Origin of the sequence: Mesorhizobium sp. LCM 4576 (genome assembly GCF_001854815.1) — a bacterium.
GTDB lineage: Bacteria > Pseudomonadota > Alphaproteobacteria > Rhizobiales > Rhizobiaceae > Mesorhizobium > Mesorhizobium plurifarium.
This window is the reverse complement of sequence record NZ_MDDT01000024.1, coordinates 225220-242988: the sequence shown is the minus strand read 5'-3', so window position 1 is coordinate 242988 and position 17769 is coordinate 225220. Positions and strand designations below refer to the sequence as shown.

The following is a 17769-nucleotide window of genomic DNA, read 5'->3' as shown; positions in this document are numbered from 1 at the left end:
GACATCTCCCCCGCAAGGGGGAGATCAGATGTCGCCTGGGCTTTCGCCAATCGCCAACGTCGGCGGGAAGGCGGGGCGCCAAAGCTGCTAATCTCCCCCCTTGCGGGGGAGATGTCCGGCAGGACAGAGGGGGGTGTTCAAGCGCCAGCATAGCCACTCAAAACCTCGGAATATCCGGAAACGCCACCTGTCCCCGATGCACATGCATCCTTCCCAGCTCCGCGCAGCGGCGCAGTTGKGGAAAAACCTTGCCCGGGTTGAGCAGGTGGTTGGGGTCGAAGGCGCATTTGACGCGCATTTGCTGGTCGAGGTCGATCTGGTTGAACATTTCCGGCATCAGGTCGCGCTTCTCGACGCCGACGCCGTGCTCCCCGGTCAAGACGCCGCCAACCTCGACGCAAAGCCGCAATATGTCGGCGCCGAAGCTTTCGGCCTTGTCGAGCTCGCCCGGCACGTTGGCGTCGTAGAGGATCAGCGGATGCAGATTGCCGTCGCCGGCATGGAAGACATTGGCGACGCCGAGGCCGTATTTCTCGGAGAGATCGCGCATGCCGGCAAGCACCCGCGGCAGTTCCTTGCGCGGGATGGTGCCGTCCATGCAGTAATAGTCCGGCGAGATGCGCCCGACGGCCGGGAAAGCCGCCTTGCGGCCGGCCCAGAAGCTCAGCCGCTCCTGCTCGGATTGCGAGATGCGGCAGGTGGTCGAGCCGTTGCGGTAGGCGATCGCCTCGACGAGGCCGATCAGATGGTCGACCTCGACGCTCGGCCCGTCGAGCTCGACGATCAGCAGCGCCTCGACATCGAGCGGATAGCCGGCATGGACGAAATCCTCCGCCGCGTGGATCGCCGGGCGGTCCATCATCTCCATGCCGCCGGGGATGATGCCGGCTCCGATGATGTCGGCGACGCACTGGCCGCCCTCCTCGCTGGTCGGAAAGCCGATCAGGAGCGCGCGCGCCGTCTCCGGCTTCTTCAATATGCGCACCGTGACCTCGGTGACGACGCCGAGCAGGCCTTCGGAGCCGGTCATGACGCCGAGCAAATCGTAACCTTCCTGGTCGAGATGGCCGCCGCCGAGGCGCACCACCTCGCCATTCATCAGCACCATCTCGATGCCCAGCACATTGTTGGCGGTGAGCCCGTATTTCAGGCAGTGCACGCCGCCGGAATTCTCCGCGACGTTGCCGCCGATCGAGCAGGCGATCTGGGAGGATGGATCGGGGGCGTAGTAAAAGCCCTCCTGCTCGACGGCGGTGGTGATGCCAAGATTGGTGACGCCCGGCTGGGCGACGACGATGCGGTTCGGGTAATCGATCGCCAGGATGCGGTTGAAGCGGCTCATCACCAGCAGCACCGCGTCCTCGAGCGGCAGCGCGCCGCCCGACAGCGAGGTGCCGGAGCCGCGCGGCACGACGCGGATGTTGCGCTCGTTGCAGTATTTCAGGACGCGCGAGACCTGCGCCACCGTTTCCGGCAGCACCACGACCAGCGGCAGCTGCCGGTAGGCGGTCAGGCCGTCGCTTTCGAAGGCGCGCATTTCATGGGCCGCGTCGACGACCCCCTCGCCCGGCACGATGATGCGCATGTCGGCGACGATCTCGGCGCGCCGGCGCATCGTCTCGGCATCTGGCTTGGGCATGGCTAGGCCGGACATCGGTCATCTCGCTTGACTGGTCAAAATCTTTTACCAGCCTGACGGTTTTGTTGCAAACACTGCTTTGGTCGCATCGGGCGGCGAGCGTAACGCCAAGCTTCCGCAGCGGCAATCTGCCGCTACGCTCGGATCTCCCCCTTGAGGGGGAGATGGCCGCGAAGCGGTCAGAGGGGGTCGTCTAACGTAGATCGCCGACGTCTTCTGTCGTCAAGGAAGGCGCCGGCGCTCCACGCGCGGCGACCCCCTCTGTCGCCTTCGGCGACATCTCCCCCTCAAGGGGGGAGATTACTTACWCTTACTCGCCCGGATGCTTCGCCGGCTCGGAATGCGTTTTGCGCACCCGGCGCACGCCCCACCACACAAGCAGGATGGCGACCGGCACGGAGGCCGCGGTGACGACTTCGGGCGCGAAAGCGTGACCGAAGATCGAGGCGCCCTTGGCGACATAGCCGATGAGGCCGACGACATAATAGGACACGGCGGCCACCGACAGGCCTTCCACGGTCTGCTGCAGGCGCAGTTGCAGCCGGGCGCGGTTGTTCATCGAGGCGAGCAGGTCACGGTTCTGCTTCTCGACATCGACATCGACCCAGGTGCGCAGCAGAGTGGTGGCGCGGGTGAGTTTTCGCGACAGGTTGGCCTGGCGCTCCTCGACCGAGCGGCAGGTGYGCATGGCCGGCGCCATGCGGCGCTGCAGGAAACCAGCCCAGGTGTCATAGCCTTGCACCGGCTCCTCTTCCAGCGCCCCTAGCCGTTCGGTGACGATGCCGTCATAGGCGCGGCTGGCGCCGAAACGGTAGAGGCTCGACGCGGCGTCGGCCTCCAGCTCGGCGGCGAGCTCGGTGAGATCGGCGRGCAGCGTCTGGCTGTCGCGGGTCTCGACCGCCTTCATCTCCAACGTGGTCTGGGCCAGGCGGTCCTCGATGCGACGAGCGCGGCCGGACAGCGTCAACGCCATCGGCAGGCCAAGCATGGCGAGCGTCCGGTAGGTCTCGATGTCGATCAGCCGCTGCGACAAGGCGCCGGTGCTGGCCGGCGTCAGGCCGCGGTCGAGCACCAGCATGCGCGTCAGGCCGTCGCCGTCCTGGCGGAAGTCGGTGACGATGGCGGCGGCGCCCCGCTCGACCAGCGAATAGCACAGGCTGGTCGGATCGAAGCCGGCGATCAGCTTTTCGCTCGCCTGCGTCCATTTGCGGATTTCAAGGCGGATGCCGGAAATCACGGTGCCTGGGGGCGAGAAGCCGTTGCCGAAGGGTGAATCCTCCTGCCCCCGCCCATTCTCGGCCAGCGGCCCTTCCCAGAGATAGGTCGAGAATTCGGTATGCCGCTCCCAGCGCAGCGTGCCCTTGCCCCATTTCATGGCATGATGGCGCGCATTGCGCTCGGGCGCGGCGATGCCCAGCCGCCGCGATAGTTCCGAGAGCACCGCATGGTCGACCGCGGCGCCGCCTTCGGTCATGAAGGAAAGCTGGATCAGCACGCGCGGTTTTTCGATCAGCGGGTGCGGGCGGGCATGGACCTCGCCCAGCGCGCCAGGTCGCCCCTCATGCGCCGGGAAGCCCATCACGCTGCCTTGCGCGCGCGGCTGGAATTCAAGCTTGGACGTCTCGTCCGACACGGCTGGTCCCCCTGGTTTCGACCCATCGTGCAATCCGGTCGTCTTGCGGCAATAGGCGGGACGCGTAAACAGCAAATATTGGCATTCGGGGACGGTGACGCGCGGCAGGCGATGCAACCGGCGTGGGCGAATTGGATAAATAATTTGACCAGTTGGCGGCGGACGCTTTAATCTGCGCGACCTTCATCCCGTTCTCCAGGCGCCCCTTTGAGCGACATTTTCTCCAGGATCGAGCATTCGCGCACCGCCGACGAGGTGGTCCAGCAGATCGAGAGCCTGATCCTCGAAGGCGTGCTGCGCACCGGCGACCGGCTGCCGGGCGAGCGCGAGCTGGCGCGCCAGTTCGACGTGTCGCGGCCGATCCTGCGCGATGCGCTGAAGGCGCTGGAGGGGCGCGGTCTGCTCACGACCAAGGCCGGCGGCGGCACGTATGTCGCCGACGTCATCGGCCAGCTCTTCACAAAGCCGGTGACGGACCTGATCTCCACGCACCGCAAGGCGGTGACCGACTATCTGGAATACCGGCGCGAGATCGAGGCGGTGGCGRCCGAGTTTGCGGCGCGGCGGGCGACGCCCGAAGATMTGGCGCTGCTCGACCGCATCATGGCGCGCATGGACGAGGCGCACCGGACCGGCGATTTCGACGACGAGGCGGAAATCGACATCGAGTTCCATCACGCGGTGTGCGAATGCGCGCACAACATGATCCTGCTGCACACGCTGCGCTCCTGCTACCGGCTGCTGTCGGAGGGTGTGTTCCAGAACCGGCTTCTGGTGTTCAGCGTGCCCGGCGCGCGCGAGGCGCTGCTCGAGCAGCACCGGGCGATCCATGCCGCGATCAAGGCCGGCGATCCGACRGCGGCGCGCAAGGCGGCGATGGACCACATCACCTATGTCGAGCGCTCGATGGCGGAAGCCGAGCGCAGCGGAGACTGGCAGCGGGTGTCCAGGTTGCGCCTCAGGCAACGCTCGGAGGCCGGCGACATCGAACCCACACGAAAACGCTCCTAAGCAAATTTAGCAGGGACCACCATGAGCGAAATCCTCACCATCGCCGACCTTAAGGACCTGGCACGCCGCAGGGTGCCGAAGATGTTCTTCGACTATGCCGATTCCGGCGCCTGGACGGAGAGCACCTACCGGGCCAATGAAGAGGATTTCGGCAAGATAAAATTCCGCCAGCGCGTGCTGGTCGACATGAGCAACCGCTCGCTGGAATCGACCATGATCGGYGAGAAAGTGGCGATGYCGGTTGCRCTTGCCCCGACCGGGCTGACCGGCATGCAGCATGCCGATGRCGAGATGCTGGCGGCGCAGGCAGCGGAAGAATTCGGCGTGCCTTTCACGCTGTCCACCATGAGCATCTGCTCGATCGAGGATGTCGCCTCGGCGACCAAAAAACCGTTTTGGTTCCAGCTCTATGTGCTGCGCGACAAGGACTTCGTGCTCAACCTGATCGACAGAGCCAAGGCGGCGAAATGCTCGGCGCTTGTGCTGACGCTCGACCTGCAGATCCTGGGGCAGCGCCACAAGGACGTGCGCAACGGGCTCTCGGCGCCGCCCAAGATGACGCTTGCCAATATCCTCGACCTGGCGCTGAAGCCGCGCTGGTGCCTGGGGATCGCCGGCACGCCGCGCCGCACCTTCCGCAACATCGTCGGCCACGCCAAGGGTGTCGGAGACGTCTCCTCGCTGTCCTCCTGGACGACGGAGCAGTTCRATCCGCACCTGTCGTGGAAGGACGTAGCCTGGATCAAGGAGCGCTGGGGCGGCAAGCTGATCCTGAAGGGTATCCTTGACAAGGAGGACGCGCTGATGGCGGCCGAGACCGGAGCGGACGCGATCGTGGTCTCCAATCATGGCGGGCGCCAGCTCGACGGCGCTGCCTCCTCGATCTCGGTGCTGGAGGAAATCGCCGATGCGGTCGGCGACAGGATCGAAGTCCACATGGACGGCGGCATCCGCTCCGGCCAGGATGTGCTGAAGGCGCTCTGCCTCGGCGCCAAGGGCACCTATATCGGCCGGCCGTTCCTTTACGGCCTCGGCGCGATGGGCAAGGACGGCGTCACCAAGGCGCTCGAAATCATCCGCAAGGAGATGGACATCACGCTGGCGCTCTGCGGTAAGCGTCTGGTAACCGACATGGGCAAGGACCAGTTGCGGCGCTAGGCCTTATTCACCGATCCGCCCTAGTTTCCCGTGATCAACGAAACGGGAARACGCTCGCCTTGACTGAGACCGGCATCCATTATCTCGACGCGCGCGGGCCGGACGGCATGCGGCTCTACGCCATCGGCGATGTGCATGGCCGGCACGACCTGCTCGCCGCCATGCACCGGCGCATCGAAAGCGAACTGGAATATGCGCCCGCCTCCGACTGGCGCATCATCCATCTTGGGGACTATGTCGATCGCGGACCGGATTCAAAGAGCGTCATCGACTTCCTGATCGAGGCGCAGAAACGCGATCCGCGCAACATCATGCTCGCCGGCAACCACGACATCGGCATGCTCGAATTCCTGGCCGATGGCGAGCCGGACGGCCTGTTCATGAACTACGGCGGCGTGCAGATGGCGCAGTCCTATGGCGTGGATCTTCTGCGCGACGCCCACTGGTACGGCAAGGCGGAGGCGATCGCGCGCGGACACGCCGCGCTGACGAAAGCGGTGYCGCGCAGCCATGTCGACTTCCTGCAATCGCTGACGTTTTCGGCGACCTTCGGCGACTTCTTCTTCTGCCATGCCGGGATAAGACCGGGCGTGCCGCTCGACCGCCAAGACCAGCAGGACCTGATCTGGATCCGCGACGCCTTCCACGACCACCCAGGGCTTTTTTCCAAGGTGATCGTGCATGGGCACACGCCCGTCCCGGAAGCCGAGGTGAAGGCCAACCGCGTCAATGTCGACACACTCGCCTGGAAATCGGGAACGCTGAGCGCGCTGGCCGTCAATGGCGGCGACAAACGCATCGTCACCGTCCAGGGAAAAGCGCTTTAAAGCATGTCTCCCGAAAGTGGGAACCGGTTTCCGGTAAAGACATGCGTAGAATCAAAAACCTAAAGCGCATGGAGCGAATCTGAAAGATCGCGACGCGCTTTAGGCGCGCTCCCGGCGCGGGCGAGCTTCCGATTTTTGATTGGGCTTAGTTCAGCGAGGCGGTGACGCCATAGCCGTCAACGGCCCGGTGATTGGTCGCTGCATCGGCGGCATAGATGCCCAGGCCGCAGAGCACGATGGCAGACAGCATGACAAAAGACAGGAGAGCTGCTTTCACGGACGTCATCTCTGGTTAAGCTTTCTGCATCTGGGCACGAGGCGGTTACCAATGCGTTGAAACGATAAAATGCGTCTCAATGTTTCGACGATTTCGCGCTTCTAAGCAGATTCTGTATCGCCGGTGTGTCGGCTGGATCACACAAAAGGTTCATGGCGGTTGCACCGACGATACAAAGCGCGCCCTCTTAGGCGAGCGGCCGGACACAAACCAAGAAAGAAGAATGTTGTCCCCAAGCGGAAACCCGCGGGCGTGCCAATTATGCCACGCTTCGCCGATCAGGGATTGGATGTTCAGATCGTGGCCACCCAAGCGCGRGCTATCGCCAATCCGGCGGCGTCGGCGTCGGCGCCATTGCGGGCCAGTTCGTCGTCGAAGCGTTCGTTCCAGTCGGGATGGCGCTCGGCAATCGTTGYCGCGAAGGACGTGCTCCAGTCGCGCACCATCGGCGTATCGGCCTCGAAGTGGAACTGGAAACCATAGACGGCGCGGCCGAGGCGGAAAGCCTGGTTTTCGGCGACCGCGCTGCCGGCGAGCCRCACGGCGTTTTCGGGCAGCGCGAAGGTGTCGTCATGCCATTCGAAGATCGGAAATTTTTCGGGCAGCGCCGCCAGCACCGGGTCCGACTTGGCGGCCGGTGTCAGCGAGACTTTGTGCCAGCCGAACTCGGTGGCGCCGCCGATGTGGTTGTCGCCRCCGAACGCACGGGCAAGAAGTTGGCTGCCGAGGCAGATGCCGAGCACCGAGCGGTCCTTATCGGCGAAATCGCGCGTCAGTTCGAGAAGCGCCGGGAAATAGGGATAGTCCTCGTCGGCCAGCGCATTCTGCCCGCCGCCCAGCAAAACCATCGCATCATGCCCGCTTGCATCCTGCGGCAACGGATCGCCCTGATAGGGACGCCGCAGGTCGAGATCGGCGCCCGCTTCGGCCAGAGCGGCGCCGACCTGACCAAGGCCGGTATTGTCGTAATTCTGGACCACCAGCACACGCATCGAGAATCCTGCTGACATGAAAACGCTGGGGCGAGCGATATCATGCGGCCCGTATTTCAGCCAAGATGCGGATCGAGAGAGAAAGCTATGCCACTGCAGAACCGGGTCGACCCCTTCGGCGCCATCCATGCCGTGCCGGAACGCGGCCTGTTCACCGGCAATCGCGGCATCATCCATGATCCGGAGACCCGGACGCTGCTGAAGAAGCGCTGGGCCTTGCCGGCCTGGATCATCTGCGTCTGCGCGTTCCGCAACGTGCGGCGTGAGCCGATGGGCCGCAACAGGCCGGGCGGCAAGGCCGGTTGGACGGAGCTGTTCTTCCTCGACGAGGTGACCGCCCTGGCCGCCGGCCATCGGCCCTGTTTCTTCTGCCGGCGCGAGCGGGCGATYGATTTCGTCGGCCGCTTCGGCGAGGCGTTCGGCATCGATGAGCCGCGCGCGCCGATGGTCGACAAGCGGCTGCACAAGGAACGGCTGGCTTCGGGTGGGCAGCCGCCTAGTGTGCTCGTGGAAGGCCTCAACAGCTTGCCTGACGGCTCGATGATTGCCAGTGGCGATACTGCCTATGCGATCCGCGCCGGCAAGGCACTCGAATGGTCGTTCGCGGGCTATGCCGCTCCCCTGCCCTTCGAGCGCCTGGCAGGACAGAAGCTGCGGATGCTGACACCGGCCACCAGTGTTTCCGTATTGAAGCATGGTTTCACGCCGGTCTGGCATCCCAGCGGCGATACTTGACGACAGTCAACGCCTCGCCCATTCCTCAACCATGCGCGCCAATTACAAAATGCAGCGGCTGTTCGTGCCGGACGACCTTGGGCCCGGCCTCGAATTCGATGCCGGACAGCAGCAGAGTCACTATCTCGCCCATGTGCTGCGGCTCGGCGAAGGCGCCGAGGTCCTGCTTTTCAACGGCCGCGACGGCGAATGGTCGGCTTCGATCGCCGCGAAGTCCAAGAAGGCGGTGCGGCTGAAGGTGCTTGCGCCGCAGCGGCCGCAACCGCCGCTGCCCGATCTCGTCTATTGCTTCGCGCCGCTCAAGCAGGGCCGGCTCGATTACCTGGTGCAGAAGGCCGTCGAGATGGGCGCAGGCTTGCTGCAGCCGGTGATCACCCAGCATACGCAGGTGGCGAAGCCCGGCATCGACCGGCTGCGCGCCAATGTGGTGGAAGCAGCCGAGCAATGCGGCATACTGGCGGTGCCGGACGTGCGCGAGGCGGAAAAGCTGGAACGGCTTCTCGTCAATTGGGACAAGGAACGGCGGCTGATCTTCTGCGACGAGGATGCCGCGACCAACAATCCGCTGCCGGCCTTGCAAGCGGTCAAAGAGAAGAAACTTGCCCTTCTGGTCGGGCCGGAAGGTGGATTTTCCGAGGAGGAGCGCAAGATGCTGAGGGCTTTGCCTTTCGTCACCGCCATTCCRCTCGGACCCCGCATCCTGCGCGCCGACACGGCGGCGGTGGCGGCATTGGCGGTGATGCAGGCGACGATCGGCGACTGGTGATCAAATCCTGTTGAGGCCTGGCTCAGGATTTTTTGCTTGATCGTCTGCTAACATTTCGTCCATCTAGCGCCGCGGCCGTCCGGCCACTGCAGCACCGCGCCTCCTTTTCGTGGAGCAAAGGCCGCTGTAACACTTAAAAGACTTGCGCAGGACGTCCAGCGGAAATCGGTGCCGGTTTTCGGGGATCATGCGCACGGAGGGGCGAGATGGCGCGCGACACAACCGATACCCAGCCCATCGAAGGCATCGACGAACTCGTCGGCTATCTGGCCGCCGGCAACAAGCCGCGCGAAAAATGGCGCATYGGCACCGAGCACGAGAAATTCCCCTTCTATGTCGACGGCAACGCGCCGGTGCCCTATGGCGGCGAGCGCGGCATCCGCGCCATCCTGGAAGGCATGCAGGAAAAGCTCGGCTGGGATCCGATCATGGATGCCGGCCGCATCATCGGCCTTGTCGAGCCGACCGGCCAGGGCGCGATCTCGCTGGAGCCCGGCGGCCAGTTCGAGCTTTCCGGGGCGCCGCTGGAGTCCATCCACCAGACCTRCCGCGAGGGCAACGCGCATCTGGCGCAGGTGCGCGAGATCGCCGAGCCGCTCGGCATCCGCTTCCTCGGCCTCGGCGGCAGCCCGAAATGGTCGCTGKCCGATACGCCGAAAATGCCGAAGTCGCGCTACGAGATCATGACGCGCTACATGCCCAAGGTCGGCACCAAGGGCCTCGACATGATGTACCGCACCTGCACGATCCAGGTGAATCTCGACTTCGAGAGCGAGACCGACATGCGCCGCAAGATGCAGGTGTCGCTGAAGCTGCAGCCGCTGTCGACGGCGCTGTTCGCCAACTCGCCCTTCACCGAGAGCCGGCCGAACGGCCTGCAGAGCTGGCGCGGCGACATCTGGCGCGATACCGACAACCAGCGCTCCGGCATGCTCGAATTCTGCTTCTCGCCCGATTTCGGCTTCGCTGACTATGTCGAATGGGCGCTCGACGTGCCGATGTATTTCGTGATCCGCGACGGCCACTATCACGACATGACGCGCTACACGTTCCGCCAGTTCATGGCGGGCGCCGCCCGCAACGAGGTCCCCGACGGCCTGCCGACCATGGGCGACTGGGCGAACCATCTCTCCACCTTGTTCCCCGACGTGCGGCTGAAGCGTTTCCTTGAGATGCGCGGCGCCGATGGCGGGCCATGGCGGCGGATCTGCGCCCTGCCCGCCTTCTGGGTCGGGCTGCTCTATGACGAGCAGGCGCTGGACGCCGCCGAGGCGCTGACCGCGAGTTGGACCTACGAGGAAGCGCTGGCGATGYGCAACGCCGTGCCGGAACTGGGCATTGCGGCGCCGTTCCGCAACGCCACCTTGCGCGACGTCGCCCGCGATGTGCTCGCCATCTCGCGCATGGGCCTGAAGAACCGGGCCAAGAAGAACCGCGACGGCTATGACGAGACGTCGTTCCTCAACACGCTCGACGAGGTCGTGGCGCGCGGCACCACCAGCGCCGAGGAGATGCTGTCGGCCTACCACACGCGTTGGGGCGGTTCGATCGAGCCGGTGTTCATGGAGTATGCCTATTAACCCTCCGCCATGCGCCGAGCGGTTGGGCAGCAAAAGCCGCTTCAATCGGTGATGGAAACGAACTAGGCTCTCCGATGAGGATATTCTCGGAGGAGAACCCAAATGGCTTCCCTGTTCGACATTTTCGCCCAGGCCCAGAACGGCGCCGGCATGCAGGCGCTGGCACAGCAATACGGGCTTTCGATGCAGCAGACGCAGGCCGCGGTGCAGGCGCTGCTGCCCGCGTTCTCGCAAGGATTGCAGCGCAACACCGCCGATCCTTACGGGATGGGCGCATTCATGACCGCGATGGCGAGCGGCCAGCATGCCAAATATTTCGAGGACGCCACGAGGGCTTTTTCGCCGCAGGGCATCAATGAGGGCAACGRCATTCTCGGCCATCTGTTCGGCTCGAAGGACCTGTCCCGCGCCGTGGCTAGCCAGGCCGCGCAGGCAACGGGATTGAGCCAGCAGGTGCTGCAACAGATGCTGCCGGCCCTGGCCTCGATGATGATGGGCGGCCTGTTCAAGCAGACCAACAACCAGATGCAGGCCGCCGGCGGTTTCGGCGGCGGCAACAATCCGCTCGGCGAGATCATCGAGGAGATGATGCGGCAAGGCGGCGTCGCRCCGGCGCCGCAGCAACGCCAGGCGCCGCAGCCGGCGCCCAATCCCTATGGCGAGAACCCGCTCGGCAAGGTGCTGCAGGACATGTTCGGTGGCGGCGCGTCCCAGTCCCAACCGCAGAGCCAGCCGCAGCAATCGCCCAATCCCTACGGCGAGAACCCGCTCGGCAAGGTGCTGCAGGATATGTTCGGCGGCGGCGCGGCGCAGCAGCCGCAAGGCCGGCCGCAGCAGACGCAGCCGCAACAGACGCAAAGCCCCTATGGCGACAACCCGCTCGGCAAGATTTTCGAAGAGATGCTGCGCCAGGGCGGCGGCGGTTTCGGCCTGCCCGGCGGRCAGCCGGCGCCGCAGCCGCAACAACGCCAGCCGCAGCAGAGCGCGCCGCAACAGCCGCAGACCAACCCGAGCGGCAGGCCGCGAAACCCGTTCGACGACATCTTCGGCAAGATGTTCGAGACCGGCGCGCAGCAGCGCGACGAATATGAAAAGAACGTCGGGACGATCTTCGACCAGTTCAAGCGCGACATGGACCGGCGGTAGGTAGCGAACACTTCCAGAGCGCCTTCTGTGAGCAAGAAGCTTGAACAAATGCGCCGCAATCCCCGCGGCGACTGGTCGATGCGAGATGTTAAGGCGGTCTGTGACGAGGCCGGCATTCAATGTGTGCCGCCGAGATCCGGTGGATCGCACTACAAAATCTATCACTCAGCAATGGCCGACATTTTGACGGTGCCTTTCAAACGCCCGATCAAGCCCGTATATATTCGAAAACTCGTGGCATTTATCGACGAGGCAAAAAGGCATGACGGACAAGCTTGAATATCCTGTCGTCATCGCACCACTCTCGACTGAGGACGGTGGCGGGTTCTCCGCCTATGTCCCGGATCTTCCCGGTTGCATGAGCGACGGCGAAACTCCCGAGGAGGCGATCTCGAATGTTCAAGATGCTATCGCAGCTTGGATAGAAGCGGCGCACGAACTTGGCCGATCAGTGCCAAGGCCGTCGAGAAAATTGGCTTTCGCCTGATATCCCGAAGCAACATCCGACAAAGGCACATCAAAAAAAAAATGCCCGGTCCTGGAGGAGGAACCGGGCAGTGTGCAGGCTGGCCGGCGGGGAACCGGCAGGGAGTGTGGGAGCCTGCATGAAGCTTGGTCGCGCCGAGCCGTGAAAAGGTTCAACGCGACCGGAAATCCAGGCAACGCGGCCGTTCAGGCCACCTGACGAGCGAGGTCCTCGATCGTATCGGCGCGCTCGCTGGCGATGGCGCGCAGCTTCACCGTCGGATCGCGGCCGAAGGGCACCGCGACCGCGACATGGAGGTCGGCGCGGGTCAGGCCGATATCGGCAAGCTCGGCGTCCGACATCTCGCCCAGGCGATAGAAGGCACGGCGGTTTTTCCAGKCGACATAGGCGTTGGCGAGAGCATTGAGCACGCGCGTCGCAACGGCCGGACGCGTGGTGATGCGCGGGGTCTCGGAAGCGAATTCAATCGTGGTCATGTCAGTCTCTCCTTCCAGGAGTCGAGCGGACGAAACCATGCAATCGGCGCCTGGGAGAAGCGCCGTTCCGGTCTCGATACACATGCTGTCATGTGGACATTCGCAATTTGCCATCGCGCGATTGATTAATCCAACGAATGTTTTTAATCTCTAGCATCAACATCAATGATAGGTTGGACCGATGAAAGCGCCGCTCGACCTCGATCAGTTGCAAACCTTCATCTCGATTGCCGACACAGGAAGCTTCACCCGCGCGGCCGAGGAAGTGCACCGGACGCAGTCGGCCGTGTCGATGCAGATGCGCCGGCTGGAGGAGCGGATCGGCAAGCCGCTGTTCGAAAAGGATGGCCGCACCAACAAGCTGACCGAGGAGGGCGACCGGCTGCTTTCCTATGCGCGGCGGCTGATCTATCTCAACCGCGAGACGCTTGCCGCCTTCGACGACCAGCGGCTCGAAGGCACGATCCGCATCGGCACGCCGGACGACTATGCCGACCGCTTCCTGCCCGAGATCATGGCGCGCTTCTCGCGCTCCAACCCACGCGTCGAGCTGACGGTCGTCTGCGAGCCGACGCCGGGGCTGGTCGAGCACATCAAGCGCGGCAATCTCGACCTGGCGCTGGTGACGCATAACGACACGCGCGRCCAGTCGGAAGTGGTGCGGCGCGAGCCGCTTTTGTGGGTGACCTCGGCCAATCACGCCACGCATGAACAGGAAACCCTGCCGATGGCGTTCGGCCGGCCGAACTGCATCTGGCGACGCGCCGCGGTCGACGTGCTCGACCGGCAGARCCGCGACTACCGTGTGCTGTTCTCCAGCTTCTCGGCCACCGTCATCACCGCGGCCGTGCTTTCGGGCCTGGCGGTCTCGGTGCTGCCGGAATGCGCGCTCAGGCCCGGCATGCGCGTGCTCGGCGAGGCCGACGGCTTCGGCCAGTTGCCGGATTGCCGCATCGGCATCATGCGCGGCCAGACGTCGCAGCCGGAGATCGTCGACGCCTTGGCCCGCCACATCGCCGAGAGCCTCGACAACATTTCCGTGCCGGTCAGCGAAGAGGCGGGAAGCTTCGACTTCGCCGCGCTCGYCTTCGCCAAGATGAAGCGTGTCAAGGCGAACCAGATCATGCCTGGATGGTAACGTCAGGCCCGAGCCACGGAACGCTCCCGGTCGGCTGACGAGACACCGGGCAGCGCAAGCAACTGGCCGGGCTCCAGCGGCGGCGACAGCAGATAGCCCTGCATCTGGCGACAACCCATGCCGACCAGCAAGGCCTTTTGCGCCTCGGTCTCGACGCCTTCGGCGGTCACCTCGACCTTGATCGCCAGCGCCAGCTCGATCAGCGTCTTGACGATTGCGCGGGCGCTTTCGTCCTCGTCGAGCAGACGCACGAAGGAGCGGTCGATCTTCAGCTTGTCGATCGCGTGGCGGCGCAGATAGCTCAACGAGGAATAGCCGGTGCCGAAATCGTCGAGCACGATGCGCACGCCGGACTGGCGCAGCGCGTCAATCACCGTGCCGATCGTGTCATTGTGCTCGAGCAGAACGCTTTCGGTGGTCTCGAGCTGCAGGCGTGAGGGGTCGAGTCCGGTTTCGCTCAGGACCGCGGAGACCTGTTCGGCAAAGCCGATATCGCGCAACTGCATCGGTGAGATGTTGACCGCGACCCAGGGCAGTTCGGTCCTGACGGCGAAGCGGCAAGCTTCGCTCAGGGCCCATTTGCCCAAATCGCCGATCAGGCCGCGCTCTTCGGCAATGGCGATGAATTGCGCCGCGGGCAAGGCGCCATGCACCTCATGCCCCCAGCGGATCAGCGCCTCGGCCCCGAGAATCCGGCAGCCGTCGGCCGCGAAAACCGGCTGATAGGCGAGCTTTATGCCGCCTTCGCCCTCCAGCGCCTTGCGGAGTTCCGATTCGACCTTGCGCTTGCGCAACAGGAGATCGTCCATGTCGCCGGCGAACACCTCGTAGCGGCCGCGACCGTTCTTCTTGGCCTCGTAAAGCGCGATGTCGGCCTTGCGCAGCAGGTCGTCCGCGTCCGCCTCCGATCCGGACGACAGCGCGATGCCGACGCTCGCGCTGACGAAGACCTGGTCGTAGATGAGCCGGAACGGCTGACGCAGCTTCGCCAGCAGCCTTTCGGCGATATCCTTGGCGCTTCCGGCGTCGGGAACGTCGAGCAGGATGATGGYGAACTCGTCGCCGCCGAGCCGGGCGACGGTATCGACTTCGCGGATCGTGTGYCTGAGCCGCGCCGCCGTCTGGCGCACGAGCTCGTCACCGGCCGGATGGCCGAGCGTGTCGTTGATATGCTTGAAGCGATCGAGATCGAGGTAAAGCAGCGCCACGCGGGTTCCGTCCTGGCTGGCGAAGAGCAGCGTGCGCCGCAAGCGGTCCTCGAACAGCGCGCGATTGGGCAGGCCGGTGAGCGTGTCGTGGAAGGCGAKATATTGCGCCTGGTCCTGGCTTGTCTGCAACGCGGCCGAGGCGCGACGCAACCTACGCAGCAGGAACACCAGCACGCCGCCCGCCAGGAGCAGYGCGATCGCCAAGGCAGGAGCGATCTTACGCACCAAAGCAAGGCCGGGCCGGAGTTGGTCCCAGCCGATATAGCCGAGGATCACGCCGCGCGCATCCACCAGCGGCACGGCAGCCGGGCCCACCGGCTCGGACAACGGCACCAGACGCGCGCCCTCGAGCAGATACTTTCCGGCGATCTTGCCGATGACCGCGTCGCTGATGAATTCGACCGAGACATGCAGATATTCGGTGCCGGGCGCCTGAGCGATCCTGTCCGAGCTCGGCACCAGCGGCATGACGCTCAAGATCGCCGGCTTGCCGTCGAGCGACACCAGATCCTCGGCGACCGCCTTCACGGGCTGGCCGGACGTGTCGGCTTCGGGCGGTCGCGCGAGGATACCGCGCAGTTTTTCGATGGTGGGGAGAAGGACGGGCCGATCCTCGCCATAGGCGGATGTATCGACCACCTTGCCCTCGCGCATGGCGTGGATCGGACGGTTGGCGCCATCCAGAATGTAGATCCGGTTATGGCCGTAATAGGTGTACATCCAGACGCTGAGATTGTCGGCCATCCAGGCCTGGTTGCCGGCCTTTGCGTTGACGACGGAATCGTCCCAGACCGAAACGCTTTCCTGCTCCCGCTCGACGGCCGCGATCTGGTCCTGCAGGCCATCGGCGATGAACATCTTCTGYCGTTCGAGCGAGGCGTTATCGGCCTGGCCGGCAACGTAGAAGACGAAGCCGAAGACGATGGCCAAGGCGAAAGCCGCGAGCGTCAGCACGGTCAGCGTGACCTGACGCGTCAACGGGCTGCTGTCGTGGCGTGCGCTCATCGCGTCCCTGGCCGGCTCTTGTGCCGCCAGTCAAAGCAAATCTGGCTTAAAATCGCGTTATAATATTAGCGAGGTTTCTCCGCGCTTGACGCGGGCCGATAAGCGCTCCCCAATCGCCAAATGAGTGAAACAGCAACCGAATCACGCAGCAACGCCACCGAATACACGGTGAGCGAGATTTCCGGCGCGCTGAAGCGCACTGTCGAGGACRCTTTCGGCAATGTGCGGGTGCGTGGCGAGATTTCCGGCTATCGCGGCCCGCATTCGTCCGGCCACGCTTACTTCGCGTTGAAGGACGACCGCGCGCGGATCGACGCCGTGGTCTGGAAAACCACCATGGCGCGGCTGAAATTCCGCCCCGAGGAAGGCATGGAGGTGATCGCCAGCGGCAGGCTGACGACCTACCCCGGCAAATCCAACTACCAGATCGTCATCGACAATCTGGAGCCGGCGGGCGCCGGCGCGCTGATGGCGCTGCTCGAAGAACGCAAGCGCCGGCTGCAGGCCGAAGGCCTGTTCGACGCCGGCCGCAAGCGGCGGCTGCCGTTCATGCCAAAAGTCATCGGCGTCGTCACCTCGCCGACCGGCTCGGTGATCCGCGACATCATCCATCGCATCAAGGACCGGTTCCCGCTCCATGTGCTGGTCTGGCCGGTGCGGGTCCAGGGCGAGACGACCGCCAAAGAGGTGACTGCAGCCGTCAACGGTTTCAACGCGTTGACATGGGACGGACCCATTCGCCAGCCCGATCTTCTGATCGTGGCGCGCGGCGGCGGCAGCCTCGAAGACCTCTGGGGCTTCAACGACGAAGGGCTGGCACGCGCGGTTGCAGCCTCGGGCATCCCGGTGATCTCGGCCGTCGGGCACGAGACCGACACGACCCTGATCGACTTCGTCGCCGATATTCGCGCGCCGACGCCGACGGGCGCGGCCGAGATCGCCGTGCCGGTGAGGGCGGACCTGGAGGCAACCTTGGCCAGCCTCGGCGCGCGGCTCAACGCCTGCGCCTCGCGGCATCTGGAGCGCAAGCGCCAGGCGGTCCGGGCCGCGGCACGCGCGCTCCCCTCGCCCGACCAGTTGCTGGCGCTGCCGCGCCGCCGTTTCGACGATGCGACCAGCCGCCTCGGCCGCGGGCTGACGGTGAATATCGAGCGCAAGCGGGCCACGCTGGAGCGRCAAAGGCTGACACCGGCGACCCTGTCGCGGCGCCTGAACGAAGCGCGCACGCTGACCGGCCGCGACATCGCGCGTGCCCGCGCGGCCTTCTTCGCCATCGTGCGCGAGCGGCGCGCGCGTTTCAAACGCACCCAAGTCAGGCTATCGCCGGCGCCGATCGAGAGAAGGCAAAGGCAGCAGGACGACGCCTTGGCCGGACTGACACGGCGTCAGGACCAGGCGGCGGCTCGGCAGTTGGACAGGCTGCGCGCTGCGCTGACCCAAGCCGACCGGCTGCTTTCCACGCTGTCGCACAAGGCCGTGCTGGCGCGCGGCTTCGCGCTGGTCAAGGATGCCGACGGCGCTGTCGTCAAACGGGTCGCGGAACTGGCGCCGGGCGCAGCGCTGCAGCTGGAATTCGCGGACGGCACCGCCGAGGCCATCGCAACCTCCGGCGGCGCGCGGCCGAAGCTGGCCGCGAAGTCGCCCGCCAGGGCCAAGGAGCCGGGCAATCAGGGCTCGTTGTTCTGAGGGTT

The 17769-nt window shown here is 64.8% G+C and carries 17 protein-coding genes; 11 read left to right on the top strand and 6 right to left on the bottom strand.

Features of this window, described 5'->3' with window-relative positions; genetic code table 11:
- Window positions 1–157: 157 nt before the first annotated feature.
- Entirely contained in the window at window positions 158–1654 is a 1497-nt protein-coding gene (locus LCM4576_RS14215) for an FAD-linked oxidase C-terminal domain-containing protein (protein ID WP_041004369.1), read from the bottom strand.
- Window positions 1655–1949: 295 nt separating this feature from the next.
- Window positions 1950–3272 (bottom strand): DUF3422 family protein, encoded by a 1323-nt coding sequence (locus LCM4576_RS14210; RefSeq protein WP_071032646.1) that lies wholly within the window; start codon window positions 3270–3272, stop codon window positions 1950–1952.
- Between the two features lie 207 nt (window positions 3273–3479).
- Here LCM4576_RS14210 and LCM4576_RS14205 point away from each other — a divergent pair, with 207 nt between their 5' ends.
- From LCM4576_RS14205 to LCM4576_RS14195, 3 genes are read left to right on the top strand one after another with little or no spacing between them, the layout of a single operon-like run.
- On the top strand, window positions 3480–4283 hold the full coding sequence (locus LCM4576_RS14205; RefSeq protein ID WP_071032645.1) for a FadR/GntR family transcriptional regulator: 804 nt from the start codon (window positions 3480–3482) through the stop codon (window positions 4281–4283).
- A gap of 21 nt (window positions 4284–4304) precedes the next feature.
- On the top strand, window positions 4305–5441 hold the full coding sequence (locus LCM4576_RS14200; RefSeq protein WP_071032644.1) for an alpha-hydroxy acid oxidase: 1137 nt from the start codon (window positions 4305–4307) through the stop codon (window positions 5439–5441).
- A gap of 59 nt (window positions 5442–5500) precedes the next feature.
- Window positions 5501–6268, top strand: coding sequence for a metallophosphoesterase (locus tag LCM4576_RS14195; RefSeq protein ID WP_071032643.1), 768 nt, complete (start codon window positions 5501–5503; stop codon window positions 6266–6268).
- A 145-nt stretch (window positions 6269–6413) separates the two neighbouring features.
- On the opposite strand, the gene LCM4576_RS37515 is transcribed toward LCM4576_RS14195, so the two are convergent.
- Together LCM4576_RS37515 and LCM4576_RS14190 are read right to left on the bottom strand one after the other, a co-directional pair.
- Window positions 6414–6545, bottom strand: a complete 132-nt coding sequence (locus LCM4576_RS37515; RefSeq protein WP_263481599.1) for a hypothetical protein — start codon at window positions 6543–6545, stop codon at window positions 6414–6416.
- A 293-nt stretch (window positions 6546–6838) separates the two neighbouring features.
- Window positions 6839–7537, bottom strand: coding sequence for a type 1 glutamine amidotransferase (locus LCM4576_RS14190; protein WP_071032642.1), 699 nt, complete (start codon window positions 7535–7537; stop codon window positions 6839–6841).
- Between the two features lie 87 nt (window positions 7538–7624).
- Between LCM4576_RS14190 and LCM4576_RS14185 the strand changes: the two genes are divergently transcribed.
- The 6 genes from LCM4576_RS14185 to LCM4576_RS34815 all read left to right on the top strand — a co-directional run bounded on the left by LCM4576_RS14185 (window position 7625) and on the right by LCM4576_RS34815 (window position 12251).
- The gene (locus LCM4576_RS14185) at window positions 7625–8272 is read left to right on the top strand and encodes a hypothetical protein (protein WP_071032641.1); all 648 of its coding nucleotides are present in this window, start codon (window positions 7625–7627) and stop codon (window positions 8270–8272) included.
- 31 nt (window positions 8273–8303) lie between these two features.
- Window positions 8304–9038, top strand: a complete 735-nt coding sequence (locus LCM4576_RS14180) for a 16S rRNA (uracil(1498)-N(3))-methyltransferase (protein WP_071032640.1) — start codon at window positions 8304–8306, stop codon at window positions 9036–9038.
- A gap of 206 nt (window positions 9039–9244) precedes the next feature.
- The gene (locus LCM4576_RS14175; protein WP_071032639.1) at window positions 9245–10618 is read left to right on the top strand and encodes a glutamate--cysteine ligase; all 1374 of its coding nucleotides are present in this window, start codon (window positions 9245–9247) and stop codon (window positions 10616–10618) included.
- A gap of 102 nt (window positions 10619–10720) precedes the next feature.
- Entirely contained in the window at window positions 10721–11764 is a 1044-nt protein-coding gene (locus LCM4576_RS14170; protein WP_071032638.1) for a DUF937 domain-containing protein, read from the top strand.
- Between the two features lie 27 nt (window positions 11765–11791).
- On the top strand, window positions 11792–12043 hold the full coding sequence (locus tag LCM4576_RS34820; protein ID WP_082048759.1) for a hypothetical protein: 252 nt from the start codon (window positions 11792–11794) through the stop codon (window positions 12041–12043).
- The gene (locus LCM4576_RS34815; protein WP_041004348.1) at window positions 12027–12251 is read left to right on the top strand and encodes a type II toxin-antitoxin system HicB family antitoxin; all 225 of its coding nucleotides are present in this window, start codon (window positions 12027–12029) and stop codon (window positions 12249–12251) included. Before LCM4576_RS34820 ends, LCM4576_RS34815 begins: the two co-directional genes overlap by 17 nt.
- Window positions 12252–12436: 185 nt before the next feature.
- Here LCM4576_RS34815 and LCM4576_RS14165 read toward each other — a convergent pair whose 3' ends face one another.
- Window positions 12437–12727, bottom strand: a complete 291-nt coding sequence (locus LCM4576_RS14165) for a DUF1127 domain-containing protein (RefSeq protein WP_071032637.1) — start codon at window positions 12725–12727, stop codon at window positions 12437–12439.
- Between the two features lie 181 nt (window positions 12728–12908).
- Between LCM4576_RS14165 and LCM4576_RS14160 the strand changes: the two genes are divergently transcribed.
- Window positions 12909–13865: a LysR substrate-binding domain-containing protein gene (locus LCM4576_RS14160; protein WP_071032636.1), complete on the top strand. Its 957-nt coding sequence runs from the start codon at window positions 12909–12911 to the stop codon at window positions 13863–13865.
- Between the two features lie 2 nt (window positions 13866–13867).
- On the opposite strand, the gene LCM4576_RS14155 is transcribed toward LCM4576_RS14160, so the two are convergent.
- A complete protein-coding gene (locus LCM4576_RS14155) occupies window positions 13868–16078 on the bottom strand; it encodes an EAL domain-containing protein (RefSeq protein WP_071032635.1) in 2211 nt (736 codons plus the stop codon).
- Window positions 16079–16198: 120 nt separating this feature from the next.
- Here LCM4576_RS14155 and xseA point away from each other — a divergent pair, with 120 nt between their 5' ends.
- Entirely contained in the window at window positions 16199–17764 is a 1566-nt protein-coding gene (gene xseA / locus LCM4576_RS14150; protein WP_071032634.1) for an exodeoxyribonuclease VII large subunit, read from the top strand.
- Window positions 17765–17769 lie beyond the last annotated feature (5 nt).